The sequence below is a fragment of the Curtobacterium sp. MCBD17_019 genome (assembly GCF_003234555.1).
Taxonomy (GTDB): Bacteria; Actinomycetota; Actinomycetes; order Actinomycetales; family Microbacteriaceae; genus Curtobacterium.
Map to the genome: position 1 here is coordinate 20415 of NZ_QKTT01000007.1, position 15971 is coordinate 36385.

The window sequence follows — 15971 nt, forward strand, 5'->3', positions numbered from 1 at the left end:
GTCGGCGCCCCGCTCCGTGGCGGCCGCTCGACGGTCGTCGTTCCCGGTCGGGGTGGTGTCGGTCATGCTCGGCGTGCTCCCTTCCAGCGCAGAGCAGTCTCGCCCACCCACCTGAACGGTCGTCCTGCCACCCCTGGCAGGACCCTAGGTCGAGCATAAGCACCACCTGAACGTCGTGGTCGTCACGCCCGGACACATCCGTCGCCGGGTGCGCCGCGGCCGTTAGGTTGGACCGACCAGCCCAGAGACGGGAGCAGCATGCGAACCACCGGACCCTGGCTCCGCGCCGCCGAGGGAGCGATGCTGCTCGCCCCGGACGGACGACCCGCCCCGACCGTGTTCGCCGAGATGAGCGCGCTCGCGGCGGCCACCGGCGCCATCAACCTGGGCCAGGGGTTCCCGGACCAGGACGGGCCTGCCGCGGTGGTCGAGGCCGCGGCCGCCGCCGTGCTCGCCGGGGTCAACCAGTACCCGCCGGGCCGCGGCATCCCGGACCTCCGCGCCGCCATCGCCGAGCACCAGCGGCGGTTCCACGGCATCGACCTCGACCCGGAGCGCGAGGTCCTCGTGACGGCCGGGGCGACCGAGGCGCTCGCGGCCACCCTGCTCGCCCTCGTCGACACCGGGGACGAGGTCGTCACCTTCGAGCCGTTCTACGACGCGTACGGCGCACTCATCCGCCTCGCGGGCGGGACGCACGTCACCGTCCCCCTGGTCGCACCGGACTTCCTGCCCGACGAGGCCGCACTCCGCGCCGCGGTCACCGACCGGACCCGGGTGATCCTCGTCAACACGCCGCACAACCCCACGGGTCGGGTCCTGCCGCGCGAGGTCCTCGCGACCATCGTGGAACTCGCCGAGCGGCACGACGCGGTGATCCTCACCGACGAGGTCTACGAGCACCTCACGTTCGGCGTCCCGCACGTCCCGATCGCGACCCTCCCCGGCGCCTGGGAACGCACCGTCACGGTCTCGAGCGCCGGCAAGACCTTCAGCACCACCGGGTGGAAGATCGGCTGGTTGAGCGGCCCGGCCACGCTCGTGGAGGCGGCGCTCGCGGTCAAGCAGTTCCTCACCTTCGTGAACGGCGCGCCGTTCCAACCCGCGGTGGCGGTCGGCCTCCGGTTGCCGGACGCCGTGTTCCAGGGTGTGGCCGACGACCTGCGCGTCAAGCGCGACCTGCTGGCGGCCGGCCTCACCGCCGCCGGCTTCGACGTCATGCTGCCGGACGCCACGTACTTCGTCATCGCGGACGCGGCCCCCCTCGGCGCTCCGGACGCCCGCGCGCTCTGCCTGGACCTCCCGCGCCTCGCCGGGGTCGTCGGAGTGCCCGTGACCGCATTCGTCCGACCCGACCACGCGGCCGGCTACCGCTCCCTCGTCCGCTTCGCCTTCTGCAAGCGCCGCGAGGTGCTCGAGGAGGCCGCCGGCCGGCTCGCGGCACTCCGCGCTACCGCGGTGTGATCGCGTAACGGCGCAACGCCAGCGACGGGTTGACCGCCCGCACGCGTTCCACGGTCGCGGTCTCGATCGTCGCGGCCAGGAGGCCCGGATCCGCTCCGAGCCCGGCGACGACGACGCCCGACGGGTCGAGCACCACCGAGTGGCCGACGCCGACCGGGGGTGTCTGCCCGGCACCGACCACGTACACGGTGTTCTCGATCGCCCGAGCCGTCAGCAGTGTCCGCCAGTGGTGCTCCTTGCCCGGCCCCCGGACCCACTCCGCCGGCACGAGCAGGACGTCCGCGCCAGCGACCGCGAGCCGACGGCTGACCTCGGGGAACCGGAGGTCGTAACACGTCTCGACGCCGATCCGTACGCCGCCGCGCTCGAACACGGGCTCCTGCTCCGGATCCCCCGGCTCGATCCACTCCGACTCCCGAGCGCCGAACGCGTCGTAGAGGTGCACCTTGCGGTAGGCGAGCACGACGTCACCGTCGGCGCCGACTGCCACGACCGTGTTGCGGAACCGGTCCGCGTCCGTACCGCGTTCGCTCATGCCCGCGACGATGGTGAGGCCCGTCCTCCTCGCGTGCCGCGCGAGCCCCGAGACGAACGGGCCGTCCAGCGGCTCCGCGGCATCGACGTACGAACGGCCGAGCTCGGGCTCGAAGAACGAGCTGTACTCCGGTGCGACGAGGACGTCGGCACCACGGGCGGAGGCGGCGTCCGCCGCCGCACCGATGGTCGCCACGTTCGCGGCGACGTCGGCGACCGGCGCGAACTGGGCGACGGCGATGGTCAGGGTGGCGGGCACGGTCACGAGCGTAGACACCGGCCGGGAGGCACGCGACCCCACCGACGCGCGGCGTCTGCTCCGCCCTCGACCGGGAACGCAGCAACGGGGAACACCGGAGCGCGAACGCAGAAGGCCCGGTCCTGGCGGACCGGGCCTTCATCTTGTTGCCCTCGCTCACGCGCCGCACAACACCCTTGTCGAACATCCCGACCCTTCCGGTCGCGACCCCGGTCTTCCCCACCCCGGTCGACCGCGCATGACGCGCAAGCAGCAGGACGAGATCGTCGCGCTGTACGAGTCGGGCTTGAGTACTCGAGCAGTAGCGGAACGTGTTGGACTTGGGAAAACGACGGTCCTGCGGGCGCTCGGGCTTGCAGGCATCACGATCCGGCCGCGCGGGAACCACGGGCGGCAGTGAGGCGGAGGCTAGGAAGCGTCTTGCTCCTCTTCGATCTCATGCACGATGCGTTCCGCGATTGAACGTGCGATGCGGTCGAGACCTGGCTCAGGACGAGCCAGGCCGTGGATCACCTTGTGCCCTGATGGTTTCTGTCCGGTCGCTGCTTGCTTGCGGCGCTCTGCTTCCCAGTCAATCGTGCTCAGACGATCGAAGCGCTTCATGACCTTGCCAGCACGGTGCGGGAGCGAGGGGTCTGCGGCAGTGGCAGCTCGTCGGTGAGCGAGGGCTTCCGTGTCATTGAGATGCTTCGTGAAGGCGAAGAATTCGTGGAGGGTGAGCTGCTCGGCGTACGGCAGGTGCGAGAGGACGGGGATCTTTAGGAACCAGTCTGCGAAGAGGGACCGACGGGTGGCGAGGTACTGGGAGGAGCTAAGGCGTGGCATCGATCAGGCGATTATGAATCGAACTATTGACGATTACAAGCGTGAGCTATTCAAGAACTTAGAACTACATAAGGAACTGATGCTTCGCTCAAACCTCGCTCAAGGGTGGCAAGTTGTCTCTCGGCGACAGCTAGAACGAGGAGCGCACGCGCTCGGCTTGCACCGACATAGAACACACGCAATGATTCACTACTTCTTCCATTAACCCAGGTATCTAGCACATGCTCTTCGCCAGCACGGGCGCGAGACGGGATATCTAATAAAACAGCTTCGAACTCACCACCCTTGACGGCATGTATGTGCTTCGCGGCCGGGATAGGCGTCGTCGCATGAGTGATGGCATGACTCCAGCTCTGCCAATCCTCTTCAGCAGCCGATCTGAAACGGTTTCCTAGTGTCCGAACCAACTTCGGGCTGGACGACTGAAACTGCGATTTCAGTAGTGCCACGATGGACTTTCCGACGTCTTGGCGATCGGTCCAATCGACCGAGCGGGCCAACAACTCTGACATAAACCATGACACCGATGACATTGATAGACCTAGGGCATCAAGCTTTCTTGTCATGCCGGCGTTACTCATATTCTCCGGCCAATCGAATGCTCCAAGTATGACGTGCGCGGCGCGACTCAAGGTGTCCCTTTTCGCCGTGCTAGTCCTAGTAGTAATTAAGGACCCAAGTGCACTCAGTAGACGCCCCGTCCCGTCATTTCCTGATGCGTCATAATTCCGGCCCCCTGACAACGCAAGCGCGCCGTTTCGGGTATCTGATAAGATTTGGCGATCGCGCTCCGCGATATTGAGCCCGGTAGCAAGTTCCGCAAACACAGTACGCTGAAACTCAGGCGAACCGACTGCAACTACAATCTTTTGTGCTCGCCATGCATCAGGGATATCTCCCACGGATCTGATCTGCGCATCACCCGATCGCCGTAACGCACCTACGAGAGCACAGATGGCCGGCGAGGACCGGTGATTATCCTTGAGACGCACAACCGAGTCCCGGGGTAAGGCGTCTCGATAGGCGCCATAGTCGACGCTCGTAACCTGCCGAAATGCGTATATCGCCTGATCCGGGTCAGCAACCACGACAACCTTAACTTTTAGCTCAACGAGTCGGTCAAGAATGGCATGTTCTACTTCAGAGCAATCTTGAAACTCGTCAACAAGCACTTCCTTGAAGCGATCGGCAATACGGTTTTGTAGCCACTTCTGGGTTGGATCGCACAGAATCTGTAGCGCCTTGTAACGAGCACCGTCACAATCGAACGTTCCAGCTCGATTCAAACCCGAGATCTTGGCACGCGCGGTACTAATGAGATCGTTTGGCGTCGTACCGTGTTTCGCGAGTTGAGCAATGTAAGTTCGAGCATTCGCCGCTGTAGCCTCGAGGAAAACGTACTCGCCCTGCGCATTTGGGACAAAGCTACCTAGTGGCACTCCCGATCCATGCACGCCAGGAGCCTTCACTACCGATATGTCGCCCGAAAGCTCGTTCCATGAGTCAAGATAGGACGGCGTCTTCCGAAAAGTTCGACGAAACCAGGGCGTTACCACGTAGCGATGCAGGAAGGCGTCGAAGGTTCCTACAAAGTTAGGTACCGCTGTCCTTCCATCGTAGCTACCGGATCGACGGGTGACCTCATCGATGGCAGCGTTTGTGAAGGATAGAAGCGCAACTGACTTGCCACCTGATGCAATCGACGCTCGGTAGCGCGCGACGATGACCCTCGTTTTGCCTGCTCCTGGGCACGCTTCGACCAATCGAACGTTCGAGTCGAGGGCACGCAGCTGTTCCTCCGAGAGGTCAAGATCGTCTGTCATGACAGGTTCGCCGAGTCGGAGGCTGACGCAGCCAAAGCCACAAGCGCCGCGAGCGCCTCACCAATATAGGGCGGTGCGACTAGGTCATCGCCTGCCTGCAGCCCCTCCGCCACAAGCTGAGCGAAGTCACCCTTACCTAGATCAAGGCCGCCCGTCTTCTTCTGAATTTCTTCAGCAAAACGTGCGGCACGGGCACTTGGCGCTATCGCGGAGAAAAGGTCGTCCCACTTTGCCTCACTCCTCGGATGCATCTTCACATAGCTCGACTTGAGAAGGGCTTCGTTCGACTCCACCGCGAATAGGTCGGCTTCGAGGGTCGTCTGTCCGTGAAAGACCTTCAGGCGGCCGCCATCAATCGCTTCTACGAATTTAGCCTCGTATGCGTGCTTTCGCGCCTCGCCCTGCAGCAGTCCATCCTTGTCAGGATCGCCATCCGTGATCACGCAGACGAAGTCAACCCTTGTCGTCGTACCCTCGAGAAGCAGCTTGAGGTATGGAAGGAAATCGACTCCATCCACCGCAATGAAACTCACTGAGGCGAGATGGCGTAGCGCCGATGCATTATCCTTGTATACGTGCTTCGCCAGCGCTGGAATTAAGATTGACTCTGCAATTCCTTCGACCAGAACAACGTGGCGGGCAAACAAAAGGGCTCCCCTTGTCGCATTGAGGTACCGGTCAATCTTTCTCGTGTCCGCGTCACTCAATCCAAGGCCCGATATAGCCGTTGCTTCAGTAGACCACTGCATACCTCCGACATCAGTCCGATCAAGCGTTTCTTCTACCGACTCCTCGGCCTCTACCTCTGCATCGGTTAGTAGATCCTCCGCGATGGTTTCTTGTTGCTCTCCGTCGAACTCACGGGATATAACAACCACATCTTCTACACTCACGGAACTGGCGAGATGTGGCGAATGCGTGGTCACGATAACCTGTACGCGGCCCTCAGGTTCGAGAGATCGGTCATCGGTCGCTTTTCGGCTTGATTGCGCCTGCGTCTGCAAATACGCAAGCAGCACGGATTGTAGCTGGGGATGCAGGTGCGCCTCTGGCTCTTCGACTAGAAGAACCGTCAAGTCATAATCCTTGGCGTGCTCAAGCTGCAAAACGATAGTTGCGATGAATAGTAGGTTCGCGTATCCCAGGCCTGAGGATGCCAACCGAAATGGGTCAATTCCAGCATCCGAAAGACGGACGCGTAGCAAACCGGCGAGTCGGCGCAGTTCATGGTGTCGACCACCGAAGCGCACATCCTGTTGGCGAGTCGTTGGCGTAATCAGCCGGAGGTGACTTTCGATTGCGTCCTGAGCTTGACCAGGGAGGTCGAGCGCAGCAATTCGCTCGACAAGATCATTCGCGTCGTCCATGAATTCTCGCCGTAACTCTTTTTGAGCATCGCCGGCAGTAAGGACCTTCAGTACCTCGGCAAGGCGGTCACCACTTGCAGTATCGAGTTCACGGACAGCGTCACGAAGGGGTGGTAGATAGATGTGCGCGATCCGCCGACGATTGGTAGGCTCAGCATCCTCGGCCCGTTCCCGTCCAATCAGGTGTCGTGTTGTCGCCCAGTACGGTACGTCGGAACCACGGGCGAGGCGAGCGGTGTAGCGCAGGTGATCGTCGTCGTCGACAAGCTGTGTCAGAAATACGGCTTTTTGCCCGTCGGTGAAATCGCCAAACGTCGCTTCAATTTCAACAGAAGCTTCATCGCTCACCCAACGATTGGGATCGTCAATGGGGGAGTATGAGATCCCCTTGATATCGGTCGCGCTCGGTGTTGCGATACGAAGAGCATCAATTATCGCAGATTTTCCGGAAGCATTCTCGCCAACAATAACGGTGAGGTCCTCGGATAGCGTGACCAACGTGTTGGCACACGACCGGAAGTTACTCAAATGCAATTGCGTGAGCCTCATAGTTGCGAGCAATGCCTCCCCAGTTGTTCATGCTTGGTGACTATCATACTCATAGTTTACTCGGTTTCGACGATTCCTTAGCGAAGAAATAACCCGCAAGGAGTAAGCTTTACAACACGATCGGTACACTCCAACAGAGGTGGGCTATGTCGCAAAATAAGTGTACCGGTGACTGCTTCCGTCACTCGTGCCAACACCCTTCCAAGGAGGTAGCGGCGTTCGATCGACTTTTGAGCGACCGGAAACGAAAAGACGGCTCCATGTACCGGAACCGTCTCTGTTGATGATGGCTACCTCTGAAATTTAAGGTAGATATAAAATATCTTGGTTGCCCTGGCTCACGCGCCGACCAACACCCTTGTCGATCGCCCTGGGGCTTCCGGTCGCATGGATGATTTCCTCCGCCCCACCAGGTCTCGAGTGACCCGCAAGCAACAGGACGAGATCGTGGCGCTGTACGAGTCAGGCTTGAGCACCCGGGCGGTCGCGGAGCGGGTTGGCGTTGCGAAGACGACCGTGCTGCGGGTGCTGGGGATTTCAGGTGTCGCAAGCCGTCCGCGTGGAAGCCATGGGAGTCGGTGAGCCGTGGGGCTAGGCAGCGTCCTGCTTGTCTTCGATCTCACGCATGATGCGATTGAAGATGGACCGAGCGAGCTTCTCCATGTTCGGTTCAGGGCGAGCCAGGCCGTGGACCACCTTGTGCCCTGATGGCATGTGTCCGATCGGTGCTTGCTAGCGGAGCTGAGCTTCCCAGACGATCGAGTTCAGTACGTCGAGGTGCATCACGCGGTGCGGCTGCGGCAAGCAGCGAAGCTGCACGCCACGGGAAGCTCGCCGCTAGAGTCTGCGGTTCGCCGTTCAGGTCACTGCATCTCGCGAACTGCAATGTAGGGTCGAAAGCGCACTAGTCATCGACATCGTTGATGGTGATTCGGCCATCCAGGACCGCATGCACTTCGCTCTCGAGCGTGTGATATCCGTCCGCTCCCAACTTATTCATGAAGTCGCGAGCGTCCGCTTCAAGACGGGAATTCCCGGAGTCCAGAGCCCGAGCGATTACCGTAGGAACGGCGTTTCGACCGAGGTCATGCTCAACCATCCCACTGGGACTCTGCTCAAGAAGTCGCTTCGTCACTTGGAAGCTTCTCTCGGGATCTTCGAGCGCAGCCCTGGCGATCTCTTTGCCAATCATATAGCGCTCCGTCGCAATGCTCGGCTCTAGCTCCAGCGCCTGAAGTAGTCGCGGCAGCCACCAGGAAACCGGATGGTACACACTCTTTGCAAGCCAAAAGAAACCGACTAGCTCAGCGCGGTCATCGGGCGCGTGCTGCACATGAAGGATGCGACGATCCCAGAGCGACTCGAACCTGTCCCTGATCTCGGCGCCCACAGACTTTGATCGAGAGAAAGACCAGGCAATGTTACTGAGAGATTTGCCACGCAACTCAGCAGGACTCGCCTCAAAAAACTCTACGAAGAGCCTGTCATCTTCATCGATATGGCCGTAGACGAAGGCCTCTATAACCCATTCACCAATTCTCGCTCGTGCGTCGTCCGTCGTGCGCCATCCGGATTTCAACGACTCCCCAGCACGCAGCGCGCCGATCAGCGCGTCCTCCATCCGTTCGTACATTGGCCGGTTGTACCGATGCATGGTGATAGCTGTCGTCACAACGACCTGCTGAGCAACAGTTGAACCTGAATCGGAACCCACAATCCGATCCCATCGTTCGTCGATCCAGCTGGCGCAAGTTGTCATAAGGCGACCAAGGAACTCCCCAATCACCGACCATGCGGCGCCATGTTTGTCGTTCCGGTCGAGTTCAACCTCGACCTTTTCGAGCGCCCTATCCTGCCAGGGATTGCTGTCCTCTCGGATAGCCAGAATCAGCAGGGCACGCACGCGCTTTGGCCAGCTCCAGTTAAGTGCTGCGTTTAGAGGGTCCCAGTTTGCACCGTGATCGTAGGCTTCGTATTCCTCCCACGCCTCAGCGTTTCCAGGGTCGGATAGTAACAATTCCGCAACTGATGACACGATGCGTTCAGGAACACGACCGACCGAACCCGTCTGCAACAAATTCTCAATCAGATCGATCGCTGCCTTCTTCGCATACCGCAGGTCCGGGTCGTCGTCATGATTGCGCCCTTCCGCCTCAAACTCTGGCTGCGCTGAGTCGCCCAAAACCGCTGCCAGTACTTGGAGGACCTGATCCCAATCGAGCACTAGGTCCGCCTTGTAGGCTGCACTCCATCCCTGCAGGATGGCGCGCAAATAGGTAGGGCGTAGGACGGCAACGACATCATCAACGCCAGACACCGCGAGAGGCTTCGTTGTTAGGAGAGCGCTAAGTTCACGCCCCTGCCCCTCATGGGACGGCTCCGGACCCCAACCGTCCCCAGTTATACGAAGAGCCGATAAATAGCTCACGAGCTCTTCAGCCGACATCTCCGCCATCCGTTCCTGCGAACTAAAAGCGTTCGGACCGGTCCAGGATGTGACTTTGTGCGGAGGGTCAAGCGGATCGTCAACGATACCAAAGCTAACGTTCAACAATTCCAGTTCAGTCTTCAAGTCCTCCGATAGGGCGTCCGCCCCAATGGCGGCGAGCCATCTATGCTTGTTGCGTTCAGCATGCCTGTTCACTTCCCGCCCGAACTCTTCTTCGCTTCTATCTTCTCGCGCCAAGCGCTCGGTCAGCCACCGAATATCCTCGGCGAATCCCGCCGCGATGAAGGAATCCAATTCATCCTCGAAATGGACACCCATTGCATGAGCTGATCGCGCTAGTTGGGCGTACTCCGCGCGCAGGTTCTCATCGTACGAGTCCGGCGCCGACAGAAGCGTCACAGAGACTTCACCCAGTGCACTGTTGACGATGCCCGCATCGGAAGCACGGCGTAGCCCCTCGGCAACCACGTAGAGTGCGATCTTGTAAAGGAGCTGACGGCGGCCAGCTAATAAAGAGCGGGTCGTCCCGACAGGATCGGAAGCGACGCGAGCTAAGGCGGCGTCCCGTACGGCGTCGATGAGCGCATGCTTCGGATCGAAGTGCTCGCCCTCGGACACCCGTTCGATGGAATTCCTCTCTACAGCACTAAAGTCGTCAACCGAGAAGAAGGGCGACAGCTCGATGTACCGCACAAGCCAGCCCACCAACATGGGCAGCGCCTTCTCCCCCAGCGCACTTACGATCCGCGGTAACTCGATCTCATACCAGTAATCCTTCAGCTCGAAGAGTGCACCGCGCCTCTCGTTCTCCGCGGAGCGCGGCGCAAAGAGAACGTTTGCGAGCCATTGACCTTGTTTCCTAGCGCCTCCCTCGAGAAGAATGGTCGCGAACGTTACGAGTGATCTGGGGTCGGTTCGCCAACCGAAGTTGTCGTCCTTCGCCCACTCTTTCAACATCGGTACGAGGCGCACTGCTTCTGCCACTGGCAACCTCGCCCCGATTTCAAATACCGCCCTCCTCAACCAAGCATTGCGGCTACTCGACAGAGATAGCAGGACGTTGACTACCTCGACCGGAGCCTCTTCAGCGACTTTCTGTAAGTACGTCACCTCGGGCCAGAACGTGTCCCGGATATACCCATCCTCCGTCGTCTCTGGCTCAGGGGGATTTGAGAAGGCACCGGCCCGTTGCAGTGGTTCGACCCAGAGGGGGTTCTCCAAGCCCTCAAAGAACACCCGTCGTAGCTGATAAGTAGGGATCTGTAACAGCGCATGCTCGACATCGGCCGGCGTCGGTGCCTTATAGTTACGCATCATCTACCTCGTCAGTCGCGTTGATGTCAGCGAGGAGGTTCTGCACGGTCCGCCTCCGGTCGAAGAACGCCGTCGCGACACCGTCCATTAGTTCTTCAAAAATCTCGATATGATTGGCGATCTCTATGTCCGTCGGGACTGACTCGTGCACATCTAGCTTCACATGGATATGCGCCCACTTGACGAAGAAGTTATTCGCTTGAATCCACCGAGACACCGCGTAATGGCTCCGATTTGCATCGTCGGTCAGCATTGAGGCAACACCATCACGATTCCGGTTTTCATCCTGCACCGCAGCCTTGATCAGGGTAGCCAGCGCTGCCGCCACCTTGCCTGGAATAAGTATCCGTTCTGCGTCTTGCATCAAATCCATATCGCTGTATTCTGCAGCTAATCTCGGCAGCACTTTCATCTGCTCGGCGATCGATGGGCTGATCGGCGGGCTGGCCGATTTCGCCAAGAGGCCAACTGTCTTGGTCATTAGTTCGCGCATAGCGTGGCAGATGAACGATGCTCTCACGCGGGGGGGAAAGGTACCGGACCCATCGCTCAAGAGGTCGAGCGCTGACCGATACATCTCCGCGAGTTCGCGGTGGGTCTCAAACAGGGCCTCATCGACACGATCTCGACGGTTACGCCCCTGGGATCCTGACGCTGCCGAGCGGTCAGTCATGCACGTCGACGGATTTTTGTGCGGAGTGGCTCGCGGCCCACTGCCACCGGAAGCCGTAGAGCCGTCCGGTACGCAGGGCTTCCCATTCGCCTATGAGCATCAGGTTGCGCAGCTCCGGGCTCGGCGTGCCAGCATGCTCCGCGCCGTCGTAGTCACGTGCGATACCGTTAAGCATCCAGGTCGCTTCCGGCAGGCGTGACTTCGGGAATTGCACGATCACGCGAGCGCGTTCGAATACGCCCCGTGGCGCAATACCAAATACCTTCAGCTTGTGGTCGTTGTCAATGAAGTAATCGTCTTCAGTGTCCGTAATGACGTCCCAAGCCAGCTCTCGTGTCTCGCCCGCAGATAAGGGCGGAAACCTGATTACAAGTTCGTAGATCCACCCAGGGTGACCATCAGTAGGTCGCTCGCGCATGTGCTCGATGGACATGTTACCGGGACCGACGATCTGATGGCTTGGATTGGGTGCTCCTGCCCAGGCAAACGTCATGTTCTGCCTGAACTCACTTACGCCGTCCACAAGCGCGCGAATGGTTCGGCGATGTGAATTGCGAAGTTGGCCACCCCGCTCGGGTTCGGTACGTCGGCCCTCATAAAACGCAGTTACATACGGGTCGTCCTCGGGACCGATCTCGGGGGGCTGCTCAGCACGAGTCGGCAACGATGTTGCGGCGAGGGTCAGAATTCTGAGCTGTCCTTGTACGAATGTCGCGACCTGATCCAGCAACTGGTCGCGCATCGTGTCGGTGAGGGTTTCGAAGCCGCCGTTTCCAGACGGGCGTGGATAGGTGCGGGCGACGGCAGCCTTGCGGAGGTTCGTGTCTTGAGCCCAGTCGGCCGCGCGGCCGATGCCGAGAAGCAACATTGCACGTAGACGCAAGAGCTGACGGGTGTTCAGCTCCGTGCGCATTTGACCATGTATGAGCTTGTCAATGAGAAGATCGTAGTCCGCGGAATCATTCAATTCGCGGCTCATGACGATTTGCTCGAGGTCGACAGCCCGCAGGACAAACTCCTTGCCCTGCGCGTCAGTGAGAGTAATGCCAGCATTCCGGATCGCGTTCGAACCGTGTAGTCCGTACCGCGTCGCACGTTTCAACTGGTCTGCAAGCGATCCTGCCAAGCGTCACCCTCCTTCGTATTTTACATTATAGATATATACTTCATCACGTGCAATGGGAACGGGCGGAAAGTGACCTCGTTTCGGTTAGCGAGAGGTTAGCAACGCCCTAGCTCGGGGTCAGCCATCTGGTTCCTGCACCGCTCCCGCACTCAGGCTTGAAGCAGGTCGAGACTGACGCTTCTGACGCGGTTATCTACTGCGGGCGTTCGTCTCGCTCAATGGAGATCTGATGAACGAGATCGATCTGTTGCGGAGCAACCGTTCCGCATCGCTCCTTGCCACCCGGGAGGAGAAGCAGCACAAGCGGGCACTTGAGGCGATCGTCTTCCAGGCAAGGGAGAACGCCCTGAAGGGCGATGCGGCCGCTGCCCTCGTGAGCAGGGCGATGGAGCAGACCGTCGACCTCTACAAGTACGGGCAGACCCTCGCCGGTGATGACCCGCTGCTCGCAGGAGTCATGAATCGCTTCGTCGCCGGCTACGTCGCCTCCGCCGAACGGCGGCAGCACGACTTCGACGGATTCCGGCTGTGAACGAGTCGCTGTCCGAGGCGGACCGCGCGTCCCTGCTCGTGGACTTCGCACTGCAGGCCAGAGCGATGAACGCGCAGCTCGACGAGTACGCGGACGCGCTCGCGGGTGAGGACGCGGCGCTGCGCGCCGAGCTCAGCGTTGCAAAGGGCTGGCTGTGGTGACGGCACTCATCACGGTGGTCGCGGTGGCACTCGCCATCGTCGCCGGGCTGGTGGTCGCGGTGATCGTCTTCGGACTGATCGCCGCGGCGGCCGGCCCCACGCCGGCCGAGCGCGTGGCTCGTCAGCAGCGGCTGATGGAGCGGAGCCTCGACCAGGAGTACCGGTCCGCGCGGCGTGCGATGAACGACGCCGCTCACCAGTCCTGGCGCAACCTCCTGGACTAGCTCATGTTCGACTTCGACAAGCTCTTCATCAAGCTCTACGTCTGCTTCGCGGCCATCCTCGCGAGCGCGATCGCGCTCTACCTCACGGTGCGCATCATCGAAGCGATTTGGTGGCAGCTCCTCATCTGCCTCGCCGCGCTCGCCCTGCTCGCCGGGCTCGTGTTCTTTCTGTGGGCACGGTTTCGGCGCTGGTAGCCCTCCGCGTACTTCTTCCGCTCGGTGTTGTGGAATACGCAAATCTCATTGACCGATGCAATCGCGCATCGCATAGTAAAGGACGACTGATGCCTATTCGCATCGCTCACCCTATTCACCCCGTCACTGAAAGGAGGTAACTCATGTCCAACAAAAAACGCACTCCCTCAAAGCGCACCGCGTCGCCGCGTCGGCTGTCGGTTCGCGGCACGCTCCGGCGCGAACCGGACCTCAACCGCATCGCGCGCTCGCTCGCCGCGCTCGCGATCGCCCAGGCCGAAAAGGAAGCCGAGGCCGAGCGCCAGCGAGAGGAGCCGCCCCGTGACTAGGACGCTCATCTGGCACGGCCTCGCGCTGCGCGCCCCGCTCGCGCCGGACGCCGTCGAGGCGGTCTTTACCGCCCTTCATGCCCTCCCCGGCCAGCCGTTCGTCACCCTCGAAGCCGAGGGCACGGATCGCACGGTGCACTGGCGGCTCGGTGCAGACGCACGTGACACCGGTCGCCTGCGCGACTTGCTGCGCGCTCACCTGCCCGGGGTTCGCCTTACGAGGGCAGCCCGGACCGACGTCGAGACCGACACCGTCGTCCGCGCCGGCTTCATAGGCAGTGGATCCCGTCCTCTACTCCCCACTAACGCCGAGCCGGTCGTGCGGACACTGCTCGCGGGGCTCGCGCGAGCAGGAAGGGGCGAACGCGTCATCCTGCAGTTCACCGTCGGCGCCCGCACCCGGCGCACTGTTCCCGTGGGGCGCGGCCCCCGCGACCGCCTCGAGGTCGAGAAGGCTCGCGAGCCCCGGTTCGCGACCGACCTGCGAGTCGCGGCCGTCGCTGGCTCCCCCGACCGCGTGCGCTCCCTGGTCAACGGTGTCCTCACGGGGCTGCGTCTGCTCGAGGTGCCCGAAGTGCGCTTCGGCGTCCATCGTTCGAGCCCCGAGGCCTTCGCGGCCGTGCGACTGCCGTGGTTCTGGCGCTCGCAGCTCTCACCGCGGGAACTCGTCCCCCTCACCGCCTGGCCCATCGCCGAGCGGCTGCCCGGGGTGCCATCCCCGCACCCGGTCATCCTCGCCGCCACGGCCGAAATCGCGCGCCGGGGGCTCGTCCTCGGACTCGAGACGGCCGCGGAGAGTGAGCGCCCGATCGCGCTCCGTTTCGAAGACGCCCTTCGCCACCTGCACGTCCTGGGCCCTACAGGAGTCGGGAAGTCGACCCTGCTCGCGCGGCTCGCGCTGCAGGACATGGAGGCGGACCGAGGGCTCTGCCTGATCGATCCAAAGGGTGACCTCGTCGAGACGCTGCTCGCCCGCATCCCGACCGAACGCCGTGACGACGTCGTGGTCCTCGATCCCAGGGACCCGGCGCCCGTCGGGCTCGCAAGCCTGCAGGGTGACCCGGACCGGACGGCCGACGTGCTGCTCGCGACCTTCCACTCGCTCTACGAGGACGCCTGGGGGCCTCGCAGCCACGACATCATCCACGCGGGCGTCCTCACGCTCGCCCGGCGCGGCGACGCCTCGCTCGTACTGCTGCCGACGCTGCTCACAAACCCTGGCTTCCGCCGCTCCGTGACGAGCCAGGTCGTGAAGGACGATCCCCTCGGCCTCGGTTCCTTCTGGGGGTGGTACGAGGCGCTCTCGGACGGCGAGCGTCAGCACGCCATCGCGCCCGTCATGAACAAGCTCCGTCCGATCCTGCTGCGACCGGGCATGCGCCACACGCTCGGCCAGCGGCACCCGCGCTTCGAACTCGCCGACGTCTTCACCAAGCGGCGCATCCTGCTCGTCAGCCTCGCGAAGGGCCAGCTCGGCCCGGAGGCGGCGCAGCTCCTCGGCTCGCTCGTCGTCTCACTGCTCTGGGACACGATCACGGCGCGCGGCGAGCAGCGATCCCACGCCAGCCTCTACATCGACGAGGTCCAGGACTACCTCCGTCTCGCCGACATCGGGGACGCCCTCGCCCAGGCGCGCGGCTTCGGCGTCGGGCTGACGCTCGCTCATCAGCACCTCGGGCAACTCCCGAAGCCGATGCGCGACGCGGTGCTGGCGAACGCGCGCTCGCGCGTGATGTTCGGCGTCGAGTCCGGCGACGCCCGCGACCTCGCCCGCATGAGCCGCGGCCACGTCGAGGCGATCGACCTTGAGTCCCTGCCCGCCCATCACGCCTACGCCGCCCTCCTCAGCCGCGGGACGCCGGCTCCGTGGGTGTCGCTCACGACGACGCCACTCATGCCGCCCACGACCGATCCCGCCGCCGTCCGCGACCGCTCCCGCGAGCGCTACGGTGTCCCTGCCAGTGACACGGACAGCGAACTCGGCGGCTTCATTGACCCGCCTAAGACCCGGAGCGAGCGCATCGGCCGCACACCGAAGCAGCCCGGCGGTGCCTCATGAGCGACCGCTACGTCCCTGGCGCAGGCCTTCCGGTCGGGCTTCCGCTCGGCTCAGAGACTGATCTCGAAAAGTCGCAGGTCAGCGCCGT

16 protein-coding genes are annotated in these 15971 nt (G+C 62.1%); 9 read left to right on the forward strand and 7 right to left on the reverse strand.

Annotated features, from left to right (window positions below; translation table 11 throughout):
- The first annotated feature begins 258 nt into the window (after window positions 1–258).
- Complete coding sequence (locus DEI82_RS08255; protein WP_111036467.1) at window positions 259–1464, forward strand: aminotransferase class I/II-fold pyridoxal phosphate-dependent enzyme; 1206 nt, start codon at window positions 259–261, stop codon at window positions 1462–1464.
- On the opposite strand, the gene DEI82_RS08260 is transcribed toward DEI82_RS08255, so the two are convergent.
- Complete coding sequence (locus DEI82_RS08260) at window positions 1451–2257, reverse strand: carbon-nitrogen hydrolase family protein (protein ID WP_111036541.1); 807 nt, start codon at window positions 2255–2257, stop codon at window positions 1451–1453. The two genes, DEI82_RS08255 and DEI82_RS08260, sit on opposite strands and share 14 nt — an antisense overlap.
- Before the next feature lie 238 nt (window positions 2258–2495).
- Here DEI82_RS08260 and DEI82_RS16660 point away from each other — a divergent pair, with 238 nt between their 5' ends.
- Window positions 2496–2657 carry a helix-turn-helix domain-containing protein gene (locus tag DEI82_RS16660; RefSeq protein WP_181435149.1) on the forward strand — a complete coding sequence of 54 codons (162 nt, stop codon included), beginning with the start codon at window positions 2496–2498 and terminating at the stop codon, window positions 2655–2657.
- An 8-nt stretch (window positions 2658–2665) separates the two neighbouring features.
- On the opposite strand, the gene DEI82_RS08270 is transcribed toward DEI82_RS16660, so the two are convergent.
- Genes DEI82_RS08270 through DEI82_RS08285 form a run of 3 tightly spaced genes read right to left on the reverse strand, consistent with a single transcriptional unit; the run spans window position 2666 to window position 6821 of the window.
- Complete coding sequence (locus tag DEI82_RS08270) at window positions 2666–3082, reverse strand: hypothetical protein (RefSeq protein ID WP_111036468.1); 417 nt, start codon at window positions 3080–3082, stop codon at window positions 2666–2668.
- A gap of 50 nt (window positions 3083–3132) precedes the next feature.
- Window positions 3133–4905: an ATP-dependent helicase gene (locus DEI82_RS15970; protein ID WP_146242864.1), complete on the reverse strand. Its 1773-nt coding sequence runs from the start codon at window positions 4903–4905 to the stop codon at window positions 3133–3135.
- Entirely contained in the window at window positions 4902–6821 is a 1920-nt protein-coding gene (locus DEI82_RS08285; RefSeq protein ID WP_111036469.1) for an ATP-dependent endonuclease, read from the reverse strand. Before DEI82_RS08285 ends, DEI82_RS15970 begins: the two co-directional genes overlap by 4 nt.
- A 387-nt stretch (window positions 6822–7208) precedes the next feature.
- On the opposite strand from DEI82_RS08285, the gene DEI82_RS16665 reads away from it, so the two are divergent.
- Complete coding sequence (locus DEI82_RS16665; protein WP_111036470.1) at window positions 7209–7403, forward strand: helix-turn-helix domain-containing protein; 195 nt, start codon at window positions 7209–7211, stop codon at window positions 7401–7403.
- A 322-nt stretch (window positions 7404–7725) separates the two neighbouring features.
- On the opposite strand, the gene DEI82_RS15975 is transcribed toward DEI82_RS16665, so the two are convergent.
- The 3 genes from DEI82_RS15975 to DEI82_RS15985 form a co-directional block, all read right to left on the reverse strand.
- Entirely contained in the window at window positions 7726–10587 is a 2862-nt protein-coding gene (locus tag DEI82_RS15975) for a hypothetical protein (protein WP_146242865.1), read from the reverse strand.
- On the reverse strand, window positions 10577–11065 hold the full coding sequence (locus DEI82_RS15980) for a hypothetical protein (RefSeq protein WP_181435151.1): 489 nt from the start codon (window positions 11063–11065) through the stop codon (window positions 10577–10579). The genes DEI82_RS15975 and DEI82_RS15980 overlap by 11 nt, the downstream gene beginning before the upstream one ends.
- Window positions 11066–11249: 184 nt before the next feature.
- Window positions 11250–12383: a hypothetical protein gene (locus DEI82_RS15985; protein WP_146242867.1), complete on the reverse strand. Its 1134-nt coding sequence runs from the start codon at window positions 12381–12383 to the stop codon at window positions 11250–11252.
- Between the two features lie 229 nt (window positions 12384–12612).
- Between DEI82_RS15985 and DEI82_RS08310 the strand changes: the two genes are divergently transcribed.
- From DEI82_RS08310 to DEI82_RS08325, 6 genes are all read left to right on the forward strand, one after another.
- On the forward strand, window positions 12613–12915 hold the full coding sequence (locus tag DEI82_RS08310) for a hypothetical protein (RefSeq protein ID WP_111036474.1): 303 nt from the start codon (window positions 12613–12615) through the stop codon (window positions 12913–12915).
- Entirely contained in the window at window positions 12912–13076 is a 165-nt protein-coding gene (locus tag DEI82_RS16210) for a hypothetical protein (protein ID WP_181435152.1), read from the forward strand. Before DEI82_RS08310 ends, DEI82_RS16210 begins: the two co-directional genes overlap by 4 nt.
- Window positions 13073–13300 carry a hypothetical protein gene (locus tag DEI82_RS08315; RefSeq protein WP_146242868.1) on the forward strand — a complete coding sequence of 76 codons (228 nt, stop codon included), beginning with the start codon at window positions 13073–13075 and terminating at the stop codon, window positions 13298–13300. The genes DEI82_RS16210 and DEI82_RS08315 overlap by 4 nt, the downstream gene beginning before the upstream one ends.
- Before the next feature lie 3 nt (window positions 13301–13303).
- Window positions 13304–13495 (forward strand): hypothetical protein, encoded by a 192-nt coding sequence (locus DEI82_RS08320; protein ID WP_111036476.1) that lies wholly within the window; start codon window positions 13304–13306, stop codon window positions 13493–13495.
- Between the two features lie 143 nt (window positions 13496–13638).
- Window positions 13639–13824, forward strand: coding sequence for a hypothetical protein (locus DEI82_RS15990; RefSeq protein ID WP_146242869.1), 186 nt, complete (start codon window positions 13639–13641; stop codon window positions 13822–13824).
- Window positions 13817–15883: a type IV secretory system conjugative DNA transfer family protein gene (locus DEI82_RS08325; protein WP_146242870.1), complete on the forward strand. Its 2067-nt coding sequence runs from the start codon at window positions 13817–13819 to the stop codon at window positions 15881–15883. Before DEI82_RS15990 ends, DEI82_RS08325 begins: the two co-directional genes overlap by 8 nt.
- Window positions 15884–15971: the final 88 nt, after the last annotated feature.